Below are 17,066 nucleotides of genomic sequence, written 5' to 3'. Positions count from 1 at the left end.
GTCAGCGCCGGGCGCGCCGACGGGCGATGTACAGGCCGAGGACGATCCCCACGAGCAGAGTGACCGTGAGCACGCTCCACAGCGGCAGCGTGACCTCCGGGATCCACAGACGGATCGTCACCGAGCCGGTGTTCGCGGCGATGAACCAGATGGCGAGAGCCGCGAGAACCAGGAAACCGATCGTGCGCAGCCGCATGTCCCGGCCCTTGACGGTCACGGTCGGGGGCGGATGCGGCGCTGATTCCTTACGGGCCATGAAGCCTATTATCGGACGTTTCGGGCGAACGTGCTGGCTGTCGTGCGCCCGTCCTGGCCGGGATGCCCCGGTCCGCGCCCGGGGTTACGCTGCTTCGACGACCGCAGACGTCAGTCGACGCCGAGTGCGAGGCACGATGGCAGAGCGTGAGGAACGAGCGGAGGAGGAAGCCTCCGAGGGGCGCCGTGCTGACCTCCCTGGCCGTCAGGCCGTCGCCGTCTTCGACGCGAGCGGCGTCGTAGCCGTCTGGACGCCGGCCGCCGAACGCCTCCTCGGCGTCGACAGCGCCAAGATCCTGGGCCGCCCGGTGACCGAGCTCCTGACGCTCGTCGACGTCGAGACGCTGACCCAGGGCGTCACGATCGGGCCCGTGGGGGAGGGAGATCCTCCCGGCCGCTGGGGTCTCTGGCCCGCCGGCCCGCTCCCGGGAGGCATCCGCTCCGGAGTCCTCGACGCCGTCTTCACCCAGTCCCCGGTCGGCCTGCACGTGCTCGACCTCGATCTGCGCGTCCTCCGGACGAATTCCGCGGCCGCCGGGATGCGCGGGGTCCCCGAGCAGGAGATCGTCGGCCGGCCGTTCGCCGAGGTCTACTCCCGCTTCGCCACGGGATCGATGGAGGACACCCTCCGTGAGGTCCTGGCTTCGGGCGTGCCCCTCGTCGACCGGCGAGTCACGGGATACCCCCGTGAGGATCCCGCCCGCGAGCACGTCTTCTCCGTCTCCGTCTTCCGGCTGGAGGACGACCTCGGCCGCCCCCTCGGCCTCGTCGCCTCCTCCGTCGACGTCACCCCGCGCGTACGGGCGGGCGGCCGCCTGGCCGTGCTGCACCGCGTCCACGCGCGGATGGGGCTCCGCCTGGACCCCGTGCAGTGCGCCCGGGAGCTCGTCCGGGCCGTCGTGCCCACCGTCGCCGACGTCGCCACCGTGGCCCTCACCCCCTCCGAGTTGCACGGCTTCGACACGGACGCGACCTCGTCGGTCGACGCCACGCCGCGTTGCGTGGCGAGATGGCCCCCCGAGGCCGACGAGGTCCCTGAGGTGGGGGTCGCCCTGGACCTGCCCGGCGGCGGTGTGCGCGACTCCGCCCCGTACGTGGAGGAGTCGGACCCGGCCGGGCCCACCCTCGTCGTGCCCCTGACCGTGCGCGGCACGCTGCTCGGTGTCGCCCGCTTCTCCCGCTCGCGCAGGCCCGACCCCTTCGAGGACGACGATCTGCGCCTCGCGGCGGACCTCGCCGCCCACACCGCCGTCTGTGTCGACAACGCCCGGCGCTACGAACACGACCACGCGGTGGCGCTCGCCCTGAAGGGGAACCTCGTCGGGGCCGGCCGCACCGGCCGGAGCGCGATGGAGACCGCACACCGCTACCTCCCCACCGGTCTCGGCACCGGCGCCTGGTTCGACGTCATCCCGCTGTCCGGCAACCGCGTCGCCCTGACCGTCGGTCATATCGTGGGCGTCGGACCCGACGTCATGGCCGCCATGGTCCAACTCAGGGCAGCCGTGCAGGTGTTGTCCACCCTCGACCTCGACCCGCACGACCTGCTCGCACGACTGGACGACACCACCCGCCGCCTCGGTGAGGAACGGGTGGACGCCGGTACGGGCGGGCCGCTGACGGCCACGTGCGTGTACGCCGTGCACGATCCGGTCACCGAGACCTGCGCGATCGCCCGCGCAGGTGATCAGACCGTCCTCCTCGGCCACCCCGACGGGAGATGGTGGCACGGTCTCCTGGAGGAGACCACCGCGCTGGGCGCGGAAGGGCCGCCGTTCGCCGCCGACGAGATTCCCGCGCCACCCGGCAGCGCCCTCGTCCTGCTTTCCGGCCGGGCCGACCCCGACGATCCGGAGCTGACCGCGCTGCGCGCGCGGCTGGCCGGCGCGGACCCGCCCCGGCCGCTCAGCGCCTCGGACCTCCACGACCTGCCCCTCGACCAGGCGGCCGTCCTCGTCGCCCGTACCCGGCCCCTCGACGCGGACGACGTCGCCTGTCGGGAGGTCACACCCACCCTCACCGCCGTCTCCGGGGCCCGCCGCTGGGCCGTCCGCCGACTGGACGACTGGGGCCTGTCGGAGACGGCGTTCGCCGTCGAGCTCATCGTCAGTGAGCTGGTGACCAACGCGATCCGGCACGGCGTCCCGCCGATCCGGCTCCGGATCATCCGCAACCCCGCCGACCACACGGTGACCTGCGAGATCTCCGACGCGGGAACCGCCGCCCCTCATCTGCGACGGGCCCGCGCGTCCGACGAGGGCGGGCGCGGCATCTTCATCTCTGGCGAACTGTCGGACCGCTGGGGCGTGCGCTGGACGGAGCAGGGCAAGACGGTCTGGACCGAGACCTCGTACACGCCGTGAAGCCTCGTGGTCAGAGTCCGACGCGTGGCCTGCCGACCCGCGCGTCCGCGTCGGCGGCCCCCCGCGCGTCGGCCTCGTCCCGCGCCGCCCACAGCGAGCGCACATGGCTGAGATGCCGGACCATGCACTCCTCCGCGCCCCGCACGTCCCCCGCCAGCATCAGGTCGAGCAGCTCCAGATGCTCCTCGGCGGACGGCAACAGCTCACCGCGCTCGTCCAGAGCCGTCAGCCCGTAGAGCCGGGACCGCTTGCGCAGTTCGCCGACGGTCTCCACGAGGCGCGCGTTGCCCGACAGCGTGAGCGTCACCCGGCCCACGGTCGGCACCTCGATCAGCAGCCGGATGTCCGTGTACTGGTCGAGGTCGCGCTCATCGACCTCCGTGACGCGGAAGCCCTTGTTCCGTACCGGTTCCACCAGGCCCTCACGGGCGAGGTCGAGCATCGCCTCGCGCACCGGCGTCGCGGAGACGCCGAAGTCCTCTGCCAGGCCCGGTGCCGAGTACACCGCGCCCGGCTTCAGCTCCCCGGAGATCAGCGCCGCCCGCAGGGCGTGGGCCACCTGGTCGCGCAGCCGCTCCCTGGCGGTGATCAGCCGGCTCTGCTTCAGATGCCCCATGTGCCGTTCTCCGATGTCCATGTGACGCGCCGCCCGGCCGCCGGGCGTGGCGCCGCACCTTCGTGCGATTTCACACCGGGAAGCGGATCGGGAACGGGTCGTCGAGGCCGGGGAGTGACCGGCCGTCAGGGCCGTTCCCCGCGTTCCGGGAGATCCAGGGGGCCGGTCGCCGGCCCCTGCAGCACACGGCCGTCGGACGCCGCGAACCGGGAGCCGTGGCAGGGGCACTCCCAGGTGTCCTCCAGCTCGTTGAACCCGAGTTCGCAGCCCATGTGGGTACACCGCGGCGGACGGGCGACGAGGTAGTGGCGGGCCACCGAGGCCTGGGCCCTGACGACGTCGGGGTACTCCCGCAGCGGCAGCGTACGGCGCGGGTCGAAGAGTTCGGTCCAGTCCGGACGCGGCCCCCCGGTCACATGGGCGGCGAGCAGCCGGCCCGCCATCACCCCGTTGCTCATCCCCCAGCCGCCGAACCCCGTGGCCACGAAGACGTGCTGCGTGTCCGGGTGCTCATGGCCGACGTACGGGAGGTGGTCCGCCGACCGCACGTCCTGCGCGGCCCACCGGTACATCGTCCGCGCCTCGCCGAACCCCGGGAAGATCCGGCGCGCCCAGCCCGTGAGTCGTTCGAGGCGCTCGCCGGTGTGATCCGTACCGGGCTCGAAGGCCTCGCCGGTGACGATCAGCAGCCGACGGCCGTCGTCGTACGGCGCGGTACGCACCGAGCGGGTGCGGTCCTCAGGCGTGAGATACATGCCGTGCGGAGCCCGGTCCTCCGGCACCGGGGCCGCCACCACGAGTTCGCGCCGCACCGTCAGCCTCGTCAACAGCGAGCTGTGCACGGTCAGCGGGAAATGGGTCGCGACGACGACGTCCCGCGCGTGGACGGTGTGACCGGCCGCGGTGGTGATCCGGCAGTCCGCGTGCTCCCGCAGTTCCGTGACCCGCGTGTGCTCGTGGACCTTGCCGCCGCGGGCGACGAGATCCTCCGCGAGACCGAGCAGGAAGCGGTGGGGGTGGAAGAGGAGCTGGCGGTCGAGGCGTACCGCCGCGGCCACCGGGAAGGGGAGTTCGGTCTCCGTCACGTACGCGGTGTCGAGACCCGCCTCCAGGGCTGCGGCCGCCTCGGACCGGATCTCGTCGGCGCGCCGGGCGTCGGTCACGTACGTGTAGGCCGGGGCCCGCTCCAGCTCGGCGTCGACGCCCGTCTCCTCGCAGAGGCGGACGACGTGCTCCAGGGCCTCCTGCTGGGCGCGGGCGTACCGGGCGGCGGCCAGGATGCCGTGGGTGTCACGGATCCGGGCGTAGGTGAGGCCGTGCAGGGCGGTCAGTTTCCCCGTGGTGTGGCCGGTGACGCCGCCGCCGATGCGGTCGGCCTCCAGGAGCACCACCTTCCGCCCGGCGCGGACCAGCTCGTGCGCGGTGCAGACGCCGGCGATGCCGCCGCCGATGACGACGACGTCGGCCGTGAGGTCCTCGGCGAGGGCCGGACGGCCGGGAGGGGCGGTGCCCCGCATCCAGTACGACGTGCCGAAACTCGCGTCCGCCGGCATCGCGCGCTCCTTCGGGCCGGGGCGGGGACCGTCGGCCCGCGTCTGCCCGCCAGGTTCCGGATCACGCGCGGCCCTGGAGCTGCGGCCGGGGGCTACGACTACGACCAGGCTACGGCTTCGGGGCGAGGCGCTCGACCGCGACGAGCGCCGCGTCGTCGCCGAGATGGCCGCCCGCGTACGCGCGGAGGTCGTCCCGCAGGCGGCCGAGCAGGGTCGGCGGGTCGTCCCCGACCCAGGCCGCGAGCCGCTCCGTGAGCGGGTAGAAGGCGCGCGTGCGGTCGCGGGCCTCGATGACGCCGTCGGTGTAGAGCAGGAGCACGTCGCCGACGTCGAAGGGGAACGTCTCGACGGTGACGTCGGGGGACAGCACGTCCGCGAGCCCGAGGGGCGGGCTCGCGTCGGGGGTGTCGAGGGAGACGACCCGCCCCTGGCGCAACAGCAGGGGCGGCGGGTGCCCGCAGTTCACGAGCCGTACCACCGGCTCCCGGTCGGGGACGTCGAGGACGAGGGCGGTGACGAAGGCCTCGTCGGCGTCGTCGGCCGGCTCGTCGGCGTCGGCCCCGGGCTCCGTCACGGCCTGCGGCTCCTCGGCCGACCCCACGCCCGCCTCCAGATGCCCGACCAGCGCGGGCAGCTCCGTCTCCCGCCGGGCCGTGACCCGGAACGCGCCCAGGACGAGCGACGCCTCGCTGATCGCGTCGAGCCCCTTCCCCCGGGCGTCCCCGATCAACAGCCGGGTCCCCGTGGCCGTCCGGGCGGCCGCGTAGAGGTCGCCGCCCATCTGCGCCTCCTCCTCGGCCGCGAGGTAGACGGACGCGATGTGGAGCGGGCCGGCGCGGTGCGGCAGCGGGCGCAGGACGACGCTCTGCGCGGCCTGCGCGATCGAGCGCAGCCGCGAGACCCGGATCTCGTCCCTTTCGCGCAGGTAGGCGAAGAACGTGACGATGACCGTGATCAGGACCAGCGCCACGATCTGGTACGTGTGGTTCAGGTCGGTCAGGCTCGTGCGCAGGATCGCCACCACCGACTGCGCGAGGATCGCGACAGCGCCCACGAACGCCGTCATGCGCGGCCCCGCGAACGAGGCCGTCACCGCCGGCGCGGCGATCAGGAACGGTCCCAGATGGACCTCGGGCGGAGCCAGGACGTCCACCACGGTCACCGCCGCGATCAGCGCGAACGACGCCGTGAGCAGCAGCCGGCCGCCGCGCCGGGAGAGGCGGGGTGTGGCGTCGCGTCGGCGGGCATCCATGTGAAAGGCATACCTCAGGGGATGGGGCGTGTCCTGTTGCCGCGCTCCCCGGCGCGGCGCGCGCCTCAGACCCGGCACACCGCCGCGTAGTCGGCGAGGGTGCGGGCGGCCCGCCAGCCCTGGCCCTCCGCCTTGGTGACGTCCAGGACGACCCGGTGCGCGAGCTGATCGACGGCGTACCTCGTCAACGGAGGCTCGGCGGCCGGGCGAAGGCGCGCCACGGCCTCGGCCGCCGTCGCAGCCCCGCGGGCCAGCGGCAGAGGCAGGTGACGGATCCGGGCGCGTACGCCGTGGGCCCGCAGGACCGTACCGATCGCCTCGTCACGGCGGTAGGGCACGGGATCGGCGATGTTGTAGGCGCCCGGGTACCAGCCGGCCGCGCGCAGGGACGCGTCGGCCAGGTTCTCGACGGCTGTCAGGCTCAGGACGACGTCGGGACCGGGCAGCAGCACCCGGCCGCCGCGCACGCGCGCGAGGAGACGGGGCACGAGGTGCGGGTCGCCGGGGCCGTAGACCGCCCGCGGCCGCAGGACCACCGCGCCGGCCGCGAGCGCCAGGGCCTCGCCCGCCGCCTTCGTCCGGCCGTAGGCGTTCAGCTGCCCCCGTACCGGGTGGTCCTCGGTGATCCGGTCCCGGCCCGGACCCGGCTCGTACACGCTGGCGCTGCTCACCCAGACCACCGGGCGGCCCGCCGCCGCCTCCAGGAGCCGGGCGGTGCCGTCGACGTTCACGGCCCGCATCGCCGCCTCGGCCGGCGAACCGGGCACGGGGTCGCCGACCGCCGCCGCGCAGTGCACGACGAGATCCGCCCCGGCGAGGTCGGGCGGTCCGGCCTCGGCGTCCCACGGCACGTGGCGGCCCACCGGCCCGGGCCGGCGCCCCAGGCAGAGCACGTCGGAGCCCCGCGCGGCGGCGAGGGCGGCCACATGGGAGCCGCAGAAGCCGCTCGCACCGGTGACGGCGATCGTGGTCATACGCGGTCCTCCGTGAGGGGGCGGGGCGCGGCCGTCGCGCGCACGGTCAGCCGGCGCCAGCCGGGCAGGGCGGCACGCCGGTCCACACGGGCGTCGACGACGCCCGGACGGTACGGGGCGAGGGCGGCCAGGACGTCGTCGAGCTGCGCGAGCGCGAGCCGCGCCCCGGGGCAGGCGTGCGGACCGGCACCGAAGACGAGCCGTGCGACGGCGGGCGGGGCGGGCCGGAGGGCGTCCGGCGGTTCGCGGTCGGCTCCCACGGCATGCCGCGCCACCAGCACGAGCCGGTCCCCGGCCTTCACCGGGCACCCGTCGAGCACGGCATCGGCGGCCGCCACGCGCGGCAGCAGCGGGGACGGCGCGGTGACGCGCAGCAACTCGTCGACGAGCGCGGGCCGCAGCCGTGCGTCGGCCGCCTGCTCCCACAGACCGCCGTCGGCGCACCACGCGACGGCGCGCGGCACCGCGGCGACGGTGGTGTTGACGGCCGCGACGGCGATCATGGAGTGGAGGGCGTGCGGGGCCGTCGACTCCCCGGGACCGTCGGCCAGGAGCGCCTCCAGCCGTGCGGCGGCTCTCGCCGCCGCGCGGGCGGAGCCCGGCGGCCGGGGACCGGGGAGGTGGTCGCGGACGGCGGCGGCCGCGGCCTCCGCCGCCGCTTCGGCGAGGGCCGAGGCGTCGGCGCGGGACTCCAGGAGGGTCCGGACGGTCGCACCGGCGAGCTCGCGGGCCAGCGGGACGAGGTCGACGGGACGCCCCGCCGCGAGCGGGGCGAGACGGCGGACCAGCACGGCCCGCCACACCGGGCGCAGCCGCTCCACACCGGCGGCGCCCAGATCACCGGCGACGGCGCGGCGGGTGTCGCGGTGGTCGCCCCCGTCCTGGTCGAACAGGATTCCCCCACCGGAGAGTTCGCGCGCGGCGCCCCCGGTCGTGCCGGCCGCCGCACGGTCCAGCGGGATCCTGGTGAGGGCCTCGCGGTACGGCTCCGTACCGCTCACCACCACGGCCCGCCCGAGCCGTGTCACCGCCCGCCCGCGGACCGCCCCGAGCAGGGCGAACAGCAAAGGGTGCGCCCGCACATACACCCGCCGGTCGCGCCGCCGCGCCCGGCGCAGAGCGCCCGGCGCCGGACAGGCCCCGTACCCCGCCGCGTCGTCGGCCGCGGCGAGCGTGTCGCCCGGCGCGGCGCGCAGCTCGGTACCGCCGTCCTGTGCGGCGTGCGGGGCAGGCGTCGGAGGTGGCGACGCCGAACCGGTCTCGGGTGCGGCGGCCCGCACCCTCGCCCGCTCTGCCGGCCGCGCGCCGGAATCCGGCGCAGCGTTCCCGTCCGTCCCTGTCGACGTCATCGGACCGGCTCCGTCGGACGGGTCGCCGCCAGTCTGGCCGTCGCCGCGCGGTCCGGCTTCAGGGAGCGGCCGGACAGCGGGATGTCGGCGAGGAGGACGGCGTCCGGGCGTGCGGTGCCCATGCGGCGCAGCGGGCCCGCCAGCGCCGCCCGGACGTCGCCGCGGTCGGCCCCCGGGCGCGGCTGGACGACGGCGACCAGGCGCTCGTCGCCGTCACCGGCCGGAACGCCCACCAGGAGCGCGAGTTCGACACCGGGCACGTGCAGCGCCGGCTCGTAGAGACCCGGGTAGATGTTCTCCGCCCCTCTCAGGACCATGTCCTTGCAGCGCCCCGCGAGCACCATCCGGCCGCGCCCGTCCAGCAGCCCCCGGTCGCCCGTACGGATCCAGGGGTCGGGATCCTCGCCGAGGTAGCGGTTCCGGGCCCCCGGCCCGGACAGCAGCAGCTCGCCGTCCGGCCCGGTCCGCGCCGTCACCCCGGGCAGCGGCGCGCCCACCAGATCGCCGTCGCCCGGGAAGGCCGCCTTCTCCGCCTGCTCGACGGCCGCGGCCGGGAAGAGCTCCGTGAGCGCGTACACGCCCCACGCCTCGTCCGCCCCGGCCCGCCGCACCCGCGTGAGCAGCTCCGCGCTCGCCGGGGCGGAACCGGTCCACACCCGACCGCCGAACCGCGCGTCGGCGGCCAGCGTCGCCCTCAGCTGAGGTGGTGTCAGATAGGTGGCCTGCGGGGCGAGACGACGCATCTGACGGGCCAGTACGCGCGGTGACCGGGCCGGCAGCGCGACCGGCGCGCCGCTCGCGAGCGACGGCACGAGGACGAAGAACGTACCCCCGAGCACGGGGAGCCCCGGTTTCGGACGGACGAGATCGGTCACCGTCGCCATTCCGGCGGCGAGCGACGCCCGCGTGTGCACCACCGCGCGCGGGCGCGAGGTCGTGCCCGAGGTGAAGACGATCACCGCGTCCCCGTCCTCGTCGACCGCACGGGGCAGCACCGACGTCCCGGTCACCGCCTCCAACGCCGGGGCGCACCCCGGCAGTCGGCGCCCTACCGTGGCCACGGGCCCGCCCAGCTCCGCGAGGTCCGGAAGCGCGAGCCGGGCCCGGCGGGCGAGCGGCCGCGCCCAGCCGGCGACCGCCTGGGCGGGCGCGTCGGCGAGTACGACGGCCGGGCGGGCCAGCGCGAGGCGGGCCCGCAGCACGTCGGGACCGGCGCCCGGGTCGAGCACGGCCGCCCGCAGCCCGAGCCGGTGCACGGCCAGCATCACGGCGAGCGCCCGCGGCCCGGGCCGTACCGCGACCCCGACCGTGTCGCCGCGCCGCAGACCCCGCGCGTGCAGCGCGGAGGCGTAGCGGTCCGCGAGGTCGGCGAGCTCCCCGCAGGTGGCCTTCGTCCGGACGGCGCCGGACCGGGTGGTGCCGAGCACGGCCGGGCGGCCGGGGTCCGACCGCAGGGTGTGGGCGAGAGCGTCCAGCATCAGCGAGGGTCCTCCCCGTGCCGCCCCGGTCCCCGGTCCAGGTACCAGCGGGCGGTTCCGACGATTCCGTACGCCCGCAGGCGCCGGGTGGAGTTCTCCACCACCATGTCGCGGGCGTGCACGATGGCCGTGGTGCGCCGCCGCACCCGGTTCAGGAAGAGCCGGTCGGTGGGGGAGGGGCGGCGGGGCATCCCCCCTACGGCCTCGTACAGGCACGCGGTGATGGCCATGTTGTTGCCCGCGTGCATCCGGTACGGCGCGAGGTAGCCGTGCCGCCGCCGGTGGGCGGGCCGCACCCGGCCGAAGAGCGCGGCGACGCGGACGAGGGTACGGAACAGTGCGCGGCCGACCGGTCCGTGCTCGTCCCTGCGGGCGTCGATCCGGCCGCAGACCAGCCCCGCGCCGCCGCGCAGCGCGGCCCGGGCGGCGGCGCTCCAGCCGGGGTGCGGAAGGCAGTCGGCGTCCGTACGGGCCAGCAGCGCGGCCCCGTGCCCGATCGCGTACCGGAACCCGGTGTCCACGGCGCACCCCACGCCCTTGTCCCGCTCGTCGAGCACATGGACGGGGAACGGCGCCCGCCGCGCGAACGCGCGGGCGATGGCAGCGGTGTCGTCCTCGGACGCGTTGTCCACCACGACCAGCTGGAAGTCCCGGTCGTCCTGGGCGGCGAGCGCTTCCAGCGTGGCGCCGATGCGCGCGGCCTCCTGGTGGGCGGGCACCACGACCCACAGTGCGTCGTTCACGCCTTCTCCCAGACCATCGTCATGATGCTGACGCCGCCGCCGAGGCCGACGAACAGTACGCGGTCACCGCTGCGCAGTCCGGCCTGGACCCGCTCCAGCTGGACCCCCAGGGTCGCGCTCGCGATGTTGCCGAGCTCGGGGACGGTGACGACGAGCCGGTCCTCCGGAACGCCGGTGATCTCCACGAACCGCCGCAGGTACGGCACGGTGACCTGGTGCACCAGGACGTACCGGAAGTGCCGCCACTCGAGTCCCGTACGGTGCAGCACCCGGTCGACGACCGACGTGCCCACCTTCTCGAACACCTCGCGCAGCTCGCTGCCGTCGCCCCGGAAGTAGGTGTGCTCGTCGCCGCGCGGATGGCGCGAACCGCCGCCGAATATCCCGCCCACCGGCCAGTGTTCGGAGTGTGTCTCGGTGTCCACGTCGAGGATCCCGCCGCGGTCCACCGCCTCCAGGACCACCGCGGCGCCGGCGTCGCCGAAGGTGTAGCCGGCGAACCCGTCCCGGAACTGGGCCGGATCCGACGGGTCGTGGCGTACGGCACGGCTCGGCGTCTCCCCGGTGACGACGAGTGCCCGCCGGGCCCGCCCGGCCAGGATCATGCTCCGGGCCAGGTCGATGCCGTTGACGAAGCTGTTGCATGCGTTGGTGACGTCCAACGCATGGGCCCGGGAGCCCAGTTCGGCCTGCACGATGTGCGCGGTGGCCGGTTCGACCATGTCACGCGTGGCGGAGGCGAACACCAGCAGGTCGATGTCCTGCGGCTCGGCCCCGGCCCGAGCGAGGGCCTGCCGGGCGGCCCCCACCGCCAGCGTGGAGGCGTACTCGCCCGGCCCCACGACACGCCGGGTCACGATCCCGGTGGCCCGCTCGAACACCCCGGCGGGCAACGCCATCCCACTGCCGGCCACGACCCGCTGCCGCAGCCGCTCCGAATCCATGACCCGATCGGGCAGGCACGCGCCGACCCCGGTGATCCCGATACGGAGAGGGCCGTCCGCGACGGCCTGATGACTGTTCATACGCCGGAGGCTACGAAGGACGACGGCCCCCGGCCTGAGTGCCCGTACTCAACCTCCCTGAGGAAAAGACCCGTCCCCCGGCACGGTCCGGCCCTGCCGATACGGTGGGCGGAAGATCGTCCGGTGGAAGGTGACGGGAACATGCGACTCATTCAGGCCTCCGGCGTGACGGAGCCCCCACGATGACGGCGGGGTCCTCCAAGACGCCCGGCGGAACCCCGGCGACGGACGCGGCGGAAGCTCCGCACGTCCTGGTGCGCACGGAGGGGCGGGCCGGGTTCCTCACTCTGAACCGGCCCCGGGCCATCAACGCGCTCACCCACCCGATGGTGCTCCGCATGGAGGAGGCGCTGACCGCCTGGGAGCGCGATCCGGCCGTCGAGACCGTCGTGCTCCAGGGCGCCGGGGAGCGCGGACTGTGCGCGGGCGGCGACATCCGGGCCATTCACGAGGACGCCCGCTCCGGCGGCACCGCCACCCTCGGCTTCTGGCGCGACGAGTACCGGCTCAACGCCTTCATCGCCCGCTACCCCAAGCCCTATGTCGCCTTCATGGACGGCATCGTGATGGGCGGCGGAGTCGGCGTCTCGGCCCACGGCTCCATCCGCGTCGTCACGGAACGTTCCCGTGTCGCGATGCCCGAGACGGGCATCGGCTTCGCCCCCGACGTCGGCGGCACCCACCTGCTGGGCCGGGCGCCCGGCGAGCTGGGCACACACCTCGCCCTCACCGGCGCACAGGCCGACGCGGCCGACGCCCTCCTCGCCGGCCTCGCCGACCGTTTCGTACCCTCCCAGGACCTACCCCGTCTGGCCGACGAGCTCACCAGGGCCCCCGCGCACGAGGTGCTGCCCCGGTTCGCGCGGACGGCGCCGCCCGGCCGACTGGCCGCCGCGCGCGAGTGGATCGACGCCTGCTACGCGGCCGACACGGTGGAGGAGATCGTCGACCGGCTCCTCGACCACGGCGCCCCCGAGGCGAAGGAGACCGCCACCGTCCTCCTCACCAAGTCGCCGACCGCACTCAAGGTCACCCTCGCGGCGGTCCGCCGCGCCCGGACCCTGGACTCTCTGGAGGCCGCCCTCGACATGGAGTTCGGGCTCTCCCGCATCGCCCTCTCCTCCGCCGACCTCGTCGAGGGCATCCGTGCGCAGGTCGTCGACAAGGACCGCGATCCGCGGTGGACACCGCCCACGCTCGCCGAGGTGACGGACGCCGACGTGGCTCGGTACTTCACCCGGCCGAGCGACCCGCGAAAACTCCGGTGACGCGACCGGGCTCCCTTCTCTAGACTCGCCGCACGTGCCGCCGAGATCACGGCGCGCGCCGACGACCGAAGAGGGGAGCCCGACCATGTGTCGCCACACCGCTGTCGTCGTGCCCCGGTCCCGGTACGACGTGATCCTGATGTCTCTCCCTGCCCGGTGCCGGCTGCGCGGCCGCCACCGGAAGCCCGTGACGAACGCCTGACCCCTCCTCACCTCCGAGGAGCCTCCGGGCCGCTCGGCCGGCACACCCGCGAACCGCCTGGCACGGACACGTCGTGACGCCCTGGGGACCCAGGAGCCTCGCGCATGTGAAGTCCGCCTGCCCGCAGGCCTCGTGCCGTCCGGTGGGGTCGTGCTCCGCCCGCCTCCGGGCCGCTTCGTCCGGGAATCGCGCCGCCCTTTCTCGAACCCACCGAAAGGTCCGGGCCGTGCGTACCCACCTTCCCCGCCTCACCACCTCCCTGAGCCGCGTCCGCAACCTGGGCATCCTCGCCCACGTCGACGCCGGCAAGACCACCGTCACCGAGCGGATGCTCTACCTCACCGGCGCCACCCACAAGCGCGGCGAGGTCCACGACGGCACCACCGTCACCGACTTCGACGCGCAGGAACGCGACCGCGGCATCACCATCTTCGCGGCGGCGGTCAGCTGTGTCTGGGACGACCACCGGATCAACCTCATCGACACACCCGGACACGTCGACTTCTCCGACGAGGTGGAACGCTCCCTGCGCGTCCTCGACGGCGCGATCGCGGTGTTCGACGCCGTCGCGGGGGTCGAACCGCAGAGCGAGACCGTGTGGCGCCAGGCCGACCGGCACGGCGTCCCGCGGATCGCCTTCGTCAACAAGCTGGACCGCGCGGGCGCCGACCTCGACACGGCCGTGGCGTCGATCAGGGACCGCCTGCACACGGTTCCGCTCGTCGTGCAGCTGCCGATCGGGCGCGAGGACGAGTTCAGCGGTGTGGTCGACCTCGTCCGCATGCGCGCCCTCGTCTGGGCCGCCGGCGCCGACACGTACGCCGAGGGCCCCGTGCCCGAGGCGCTCGTGGACGAGGCGCGGCGTCGGCGCCGCGCGCTCGAAGAGGCGGTGGCGGAACTCCACCCGGCCGCGCTCGACGAGTTCTGCGACACGTCCTCGCTCGGCGCCCAGACCCTCACGGCCGCGCTGCGCGACCTGACCCGGACCGGGGACGCCGTCGTCGTGCTGTGCGGCTCGGCGTACCGCAACCGCGGAACGGAGCCGCTGCTCGACGCCGTCGTCTCCTACCTGCCCTCGCCCCTCGACGTACCGCCCGTACGCGGCACGGCGGACGGCGCGGAGCAGGAGCGGGCCGCCGACCCGGAGGAACCGTTCGCCGCGCTCGTCTTCAAGGTCAACTCCACCGCCACCGGGCGGCTCACGTACCTCCGCGTCTACGCGGGGACCATCGGAAAGGGGGATGTCGTGCTCGACGTCGCGGCCCGTCGAACGGAGCGGATCGGCCGGATCCTGCGCGTGCAGGCCGACCGGAACACGGAGGTGGACCGGGCTGTGGCCGGGGACATCGTCGCGGTCGTCGGCGTGAAGGAGGCGCGCGCGGGTGCGACGCTCTGCACGCCCTCGGCCCCACTGCTCCTCGAACCGCCCACGGTGGCGGACCCCGTCGTCTCGGTCGCTGTCGAGGCGCGCCGGAGTCTCGACACCGACCGGCTGGCGTCCGCGCTGGCCCGGCTCGTCGAGGAGGATCCCTCGCTGACGGTCAGGACCGACACCGAGACGGGCCAGACCGTGCTCTCGGGCATGGGCGAACTCCATCTGGAGGTGGCCGTGGAGAAGATCCGCCTGGCCCAGGGCCTGGAGATCGTCGTCGGCAGACCGCAGGTGGCCTACCGGGAGACGGTCGCCCGCGGGGTCTCCGGGCTGGTGTACCGGCACGTCAAGCAGGACGGCGGTGCGGGGCAGTTCGCCCATGTCGTCCTCGACGTCGAACCGCTCGACGCCGAGGAGCCGGGCGCGGGGGAGTTCGCCTTCTCCTCCACCGTCACCGGCGGCCGCGTGCCGCAGGAGTACGTCCGCGCGGTCGAGGCCGGCTGTCGGGACGCCCTCGCGGAGGGTCCCCTCGGAGGCCATCCGGTCACCGGTGTGCGGGTGACGCTCACGGACGGCGCGACCCACTCCAAGGACTCCTCGGAGATGGCGTTCCGTACGGCGGGCCGCTTCGCGCTCCGTGAGGCGCTGCGCGCGAGCGCGATGACGCTCCTGGAGCCGGTCGTCGAGGTCACGGTCACGGTGCCCGACAGCGCCGTGGGCGGTGTGCTCGGTGACCTCGCCGCCCGCCGGGGCCGGGTCTCCGGCTCGACGGCGCGCGCCGGGACGGCGGTCCTCACGGCGACGGTGCCGCTGGCCGAGCTGTTCGGCTACGCGTCCCGGCTGCGCAGCCGCACCCAGGGCCGGGGCACGTTCACCACCCGGCCCACGGGTTACGCACCCGCGCCGGCCACGGTGGTCGGCACGAGGGCCTGACAGCGGCCGACGGGCCCGCTTCCCCGGTGGGGGGCGGGCCCGTCGGGCCGCCCACCGCGCCGCACATATGATCATGTCGGCGAACGGAGGGGGCGCGATGACGAGATGGAACGGGTCCGCGCGGTCGCGGCGCGAGCAGCGGCGCGAGGAGAAGGAAGAGGGCTGCTGTGCATGGGCCTTCGACGACTGCACCTCGTGGTGCGCGATGCACTGCCCCCAGATGGCGCTGGTGCTGCTTCCGACCCTGATCGCGGCGCTGCTGCGCCCCGCGTCCGGCCCGCGCGCGACGGCCGACCGGCCGCAGGGGCGGGTGGCCGGGGCGCTGCACGCGGGCGTCCGGCACTACCGGGAGGAGATCAGCCCGACCCGCCCGCCGTGCTGCCCGTACACGCCGAGCTGTTCCACGTACGCGGTCACGGCACTGCGCCGCCACGGCGCGCTCCGGGGCGGGCGACTGACGGTGGCACGACTGCTCCGCTGCCGCCCGGCGGCGGCCCGTCGCCGCGGCTTCACGGACCCCGTCCCGGACTGAGCGCCCGGCCCGGCGGCCAACCCGCCCAGGGAGCCACGAGCCGAGCCGCGGGCTTCCCGAGCCGCGGGCTTCCCGAGCCGCCGGGCTTCCCGAGCCGCCGGGCCCCCGCGGCCGCCGGGCCTCCCGAGCCCGCCCGCTGGCATGGCACCGGCCCGGAGTCCGTCAGCCGCCACGAGGCGACACCCTCCTGGCGCGGGTCCGCCCCGCTTCCCGGCGCACGGACGGCATCGCCGTGCTCGTGCGGAGGAGTTCGGACACCGAAGGCCGGACCTCCGTGTGGCGCGCCGGATCCACAGGACCGGTCGAGTCAGTCCCGGGGCGGGGCCACCAGGGTGGGGGACTGATCCGCGCGGCGCAGTGCCTCGGCGACGAAGCCGGAGGCCTTCAGCTCCTCGACGAGGTCCGTGAGGAAACGCACCGTGCCGGGACGCCGCGCCGGAGTCGTCCCGACGGCCTGGCGGATCTCCATGAACCGGTCCTCGATCAGCCGGACGTCGGGGTGCGCGCCTACGTACGCGGTCATCGGCTGCCGGATCCCGGCCGCGACCTCCAGGCCCTCCGCACGGAACGTGTCGACCCCCTCCTCGCCGCGTACGACCGTCGCGTACCGCAGCGTGCGCGTGAGGTACAGGTCGTACGCGGAGCCGCGCTTCACACCGATCCGTACCCCCTCCCGGTCGACGTCGGCGGAGGTGGCGAACCCGGAACCCGTGGGCACGGCGAACACCCCCTCGATCAGGACGTACGGGGAGGTGAAGGCGACCTCGGCCTCGCGCGCCGGCTCCACTGCGAGGAAGCAGACGTCCGCGCGGCCCGTGGTCATCGCCTCGTACGAACTGCGGGCCGCGTCGAAGCAGACGAACTCGACGGGCAGGCCGAGACGCGCGGCGATCTCCCGGGCGATGTCGACGGTGACCCCGCCGGGGGCGCCGGGCGTGCCGTGCGCCAGGACCGGGTTGCCCAGGTTGATCGAGGCCCGAAGTACGCCGGTCGGCGCGAGATCCCGGGCGATGTCCGCGGTCGGAGTCGTCATGCGGCGGAGTCTAGGACAGCCGTTCGGGGGGTGTCGGCCCGCCGCCCGGGTCGCTGGGCCGGGGGCGCGGCCAGGGACGCCCCTCCAGGCGCTCGATGTCGCTGTTGAAGCGCCGGAG

The 17,066-nt window shown here is 74.9% G+C and carries 14 protein-coding genes; 4 read left to right on the top strand and 10 right to left on the bottom strand.

Features of this window, described 5'->3' with window-relative positions; translation table 11 throughout:
- Nucleotide 1: 1 nt before the first annotated feature.
- A complete protein-coding gene (locus ACF1G2_RS18075; RefSeq protein ID WP_391799191.1) occupies nucleotides 2-256 on the bottom strand; it encodes a LapA family protein in 255 nt (84 codons plus the stop codon).
- A 136-nt stretch (nucleotides 257-392) separates the two neighbouring features.
- Between ACF1G2_RS18075 and ACF1G2_RS18070 the strand changes: the two genes are divergently transcribed.
- Nucleotides 393-2,618 (top strand): PAS domain-containing protein, encoded by a 2,226-nt coding sequence (locus ACF1G2_RS18070; protein ID WP_391799190.1) that lies wholly within the window; start codon nucleotides 393-395, stop codon nucleotides 2,616-2,618.
- A 10-nt stretch (nucleotides 2,619-2,628) separates the two neighbouring features.
- Here ACF1G2_RS18070 and ACF1G2_RS18065 read toward each other — a convergent pair whose 3' ends face one another.
- The 8 genes from ACF1G2_RS18065 to ACF1G2_RS18030 form a co-directional block, all read right to left on the bottom strand.
- Nucleotides 2,629-3,234 (bottom strand): GntR family transcriptional regulator, encoded by a 606-nt coding sequence (locus tag ACF1G2_RS18065; RefSeq protein ID WP_391799454.1) that lies wholly within the window; start codon nucleotides 3,232-3,234, stop codon nucleotides 2,629-2,631.
- Nucleotides 3,235-3,359: 125 nt separating this feature from the next.
- Entirely contained in the window at nucleotides 3,360-4,787 is a 1,428-nt protein-coding gene (locus tag ACF1G2_RS18060) for an FAD-dependent oxidoreductase (RefSeq protein ID WP_391799189.1), read from the bottom strand.
- Between the two features lie 109 nt (nucleotides 4,788-4,896).
- Nucleotides 4,897-6,039: a PP2C family protein-serine/threonine phosphatase gene (locus ACF1G2_RS18055; RefSeq protein ID WP_391799188.1), complete on the bottom strand. Its 1,143-nt coding sequence runs from the start codon at nucleotides 6,037-6,039 to the stop codon at nucleotides 4,897-4,899.
- A 65-nt stretch (nucleotides 6,040-6,104) separates the two neighbouring features.
- Entirely contained in the window at nucleotides 6,105-7,013 is a 909-nt protein-coding gene (locus ACF1G2_RS18050; RefSeq protein WP_391799187.1) for an NAD-dependent epimerase/dehydratase family protein, read from the bottom strand.
- Nucleotides 7,010-8,362 (bottom strand): cytochrome P450, encoded by a 1,353-nt coding sequence (locus tag ACF1G2_RS18045; RefSeq protein WP_391799186.1) that lies wholly within the window; start codon nucleotides 8,360-8,362, stop codon nucleotides 7,010-7,012. Before ACF1G2_RS18045 ends, ACF1G2_RS18050 begins: the two co-directional genes overlap by 4 nt.
- On the bottom strand, nucleotides 8,359-9,840 hold the full coding sequence (locus tag ACF1G2_RS18040) for a class I adenylate-forming enzyme family protein (RefSeq protein WP_391799185.1): 1,482 nt from the start codon (nucleotides 9,838-9,840) through the stop codon (nucleotides 8,359-8,361). The genes ACF1G2_RS18045 and ACF1G2_RS18040 overlap by 4 nt, the downstream gene beginning before the upstream one ends.
- Nucleotides 9,840-10,583: a glycosyltransferase gene (locus tag ACF1G2_RS18035; protein WP_391799184.1), complete on the bottom strand. Its 744-nt coding sequence runs from the start codon at nucleotides 10,581-10,583 to the stop codon at nucleotides 9,840-9,842. The genes ACF1G2_RS18040 and ACF1G2_RS18035 overlap by 1 nt, the downstream gene beginning before the upstream one ends.
- Entirely contained in the window at nucleotides 10,580-11,608 is a 1,029-nt protein-coding gene (locus ACF1G2_RS18030) for a 3-oxoacyl-ACP synthase III family protein (protein ID WP_391799183.1), read from the bottom strand. The genes ACF1G2_RS18035 and ACF1G2_RS18030 overlap by 4 nt, the downstream gene beginning before the upstream one ends.
- 182 nt (nucleotides 11,609-11,790) lie before the next feature.
- Here ACF1G2_RS18030 and ACF1G2_RS18025 point away from each other — a divergent pair, with 182 nt between their 5' ends.
- The 3 genes from ACF1G2_RS18025 to yidD all read left to right on the top strand — a co-directional run bounded on the left by ACF1G2_RS18025 (nucleotide 11,791) and on the right by yidD (nucleotide 15,915).
- Complete coding sequence (locus tag ACF1G2_RS18025) at nucleotides 11,791-12,876, top strand: enoyl-CoA hydratase/isomerase family protein (protein WP_391799182.1); 1,086 nt, start codon at nucleotides 11,791-11,793, stop codon at nucleotides 12,874-12,876.
- Between the two features lie 428 nt (nucleotides 12,877-13,304).
- Nucleotides 13,305-15,383, top strand: a complete 2,079-nt coding sequence (fusA, locus tag ACF1G2_RS18020; RefSeq protein WP_391799181.1) for an elongation factor G — start codon at nucleotides 13,305-13,307, stop codon at nucleotides 15,381-15,383.
- Between the two features lie 97 nt (nucleotides 15,384-15,480).
- A complete protein-coding gene (gene yidD / locus ACF1G2_RS18015) occupies nucleotides 15,481-15,915 on the top strand; it encodes a membrane protein insertion efficiency factor YidD (RefSeq protein WP_391799180.1) in 435 nt (144 codons plus the stop codon).
- A 307-nt stretch (nucleotides 15,916-16,222) separates the two neighbouring features.
- On the opposite strand, the gene ACF1G2_RS18010 is transcribed toward yidD, so the two are convergent.
- Nucleotides 16,223-16,948, bottom strand: coding sequence for a transporter substrate-binding domain-containing protein (locus ACF1G2_RS18010; protein WP_391799179.1), 726 nt, complete (start codon nucleotides 16,946-16,948; stop codon nucleotides 16,223-16,225).
- Between the last annotated feature and the right edge of the window lie 118 nt (nucleotides 16,949-17,066).

It is taken from the genome of Streptomyces sp. NPDC013457 (assembly GCF_043089925.1).
GTDB lineage: Bacteria > Actinomycetota > Actinomycetes > Streptomycetales > Streptomycetaceae > Streptomyces.
This window is presented reverse-complemented; position numbering and strand designations above follow the sequence as displayed.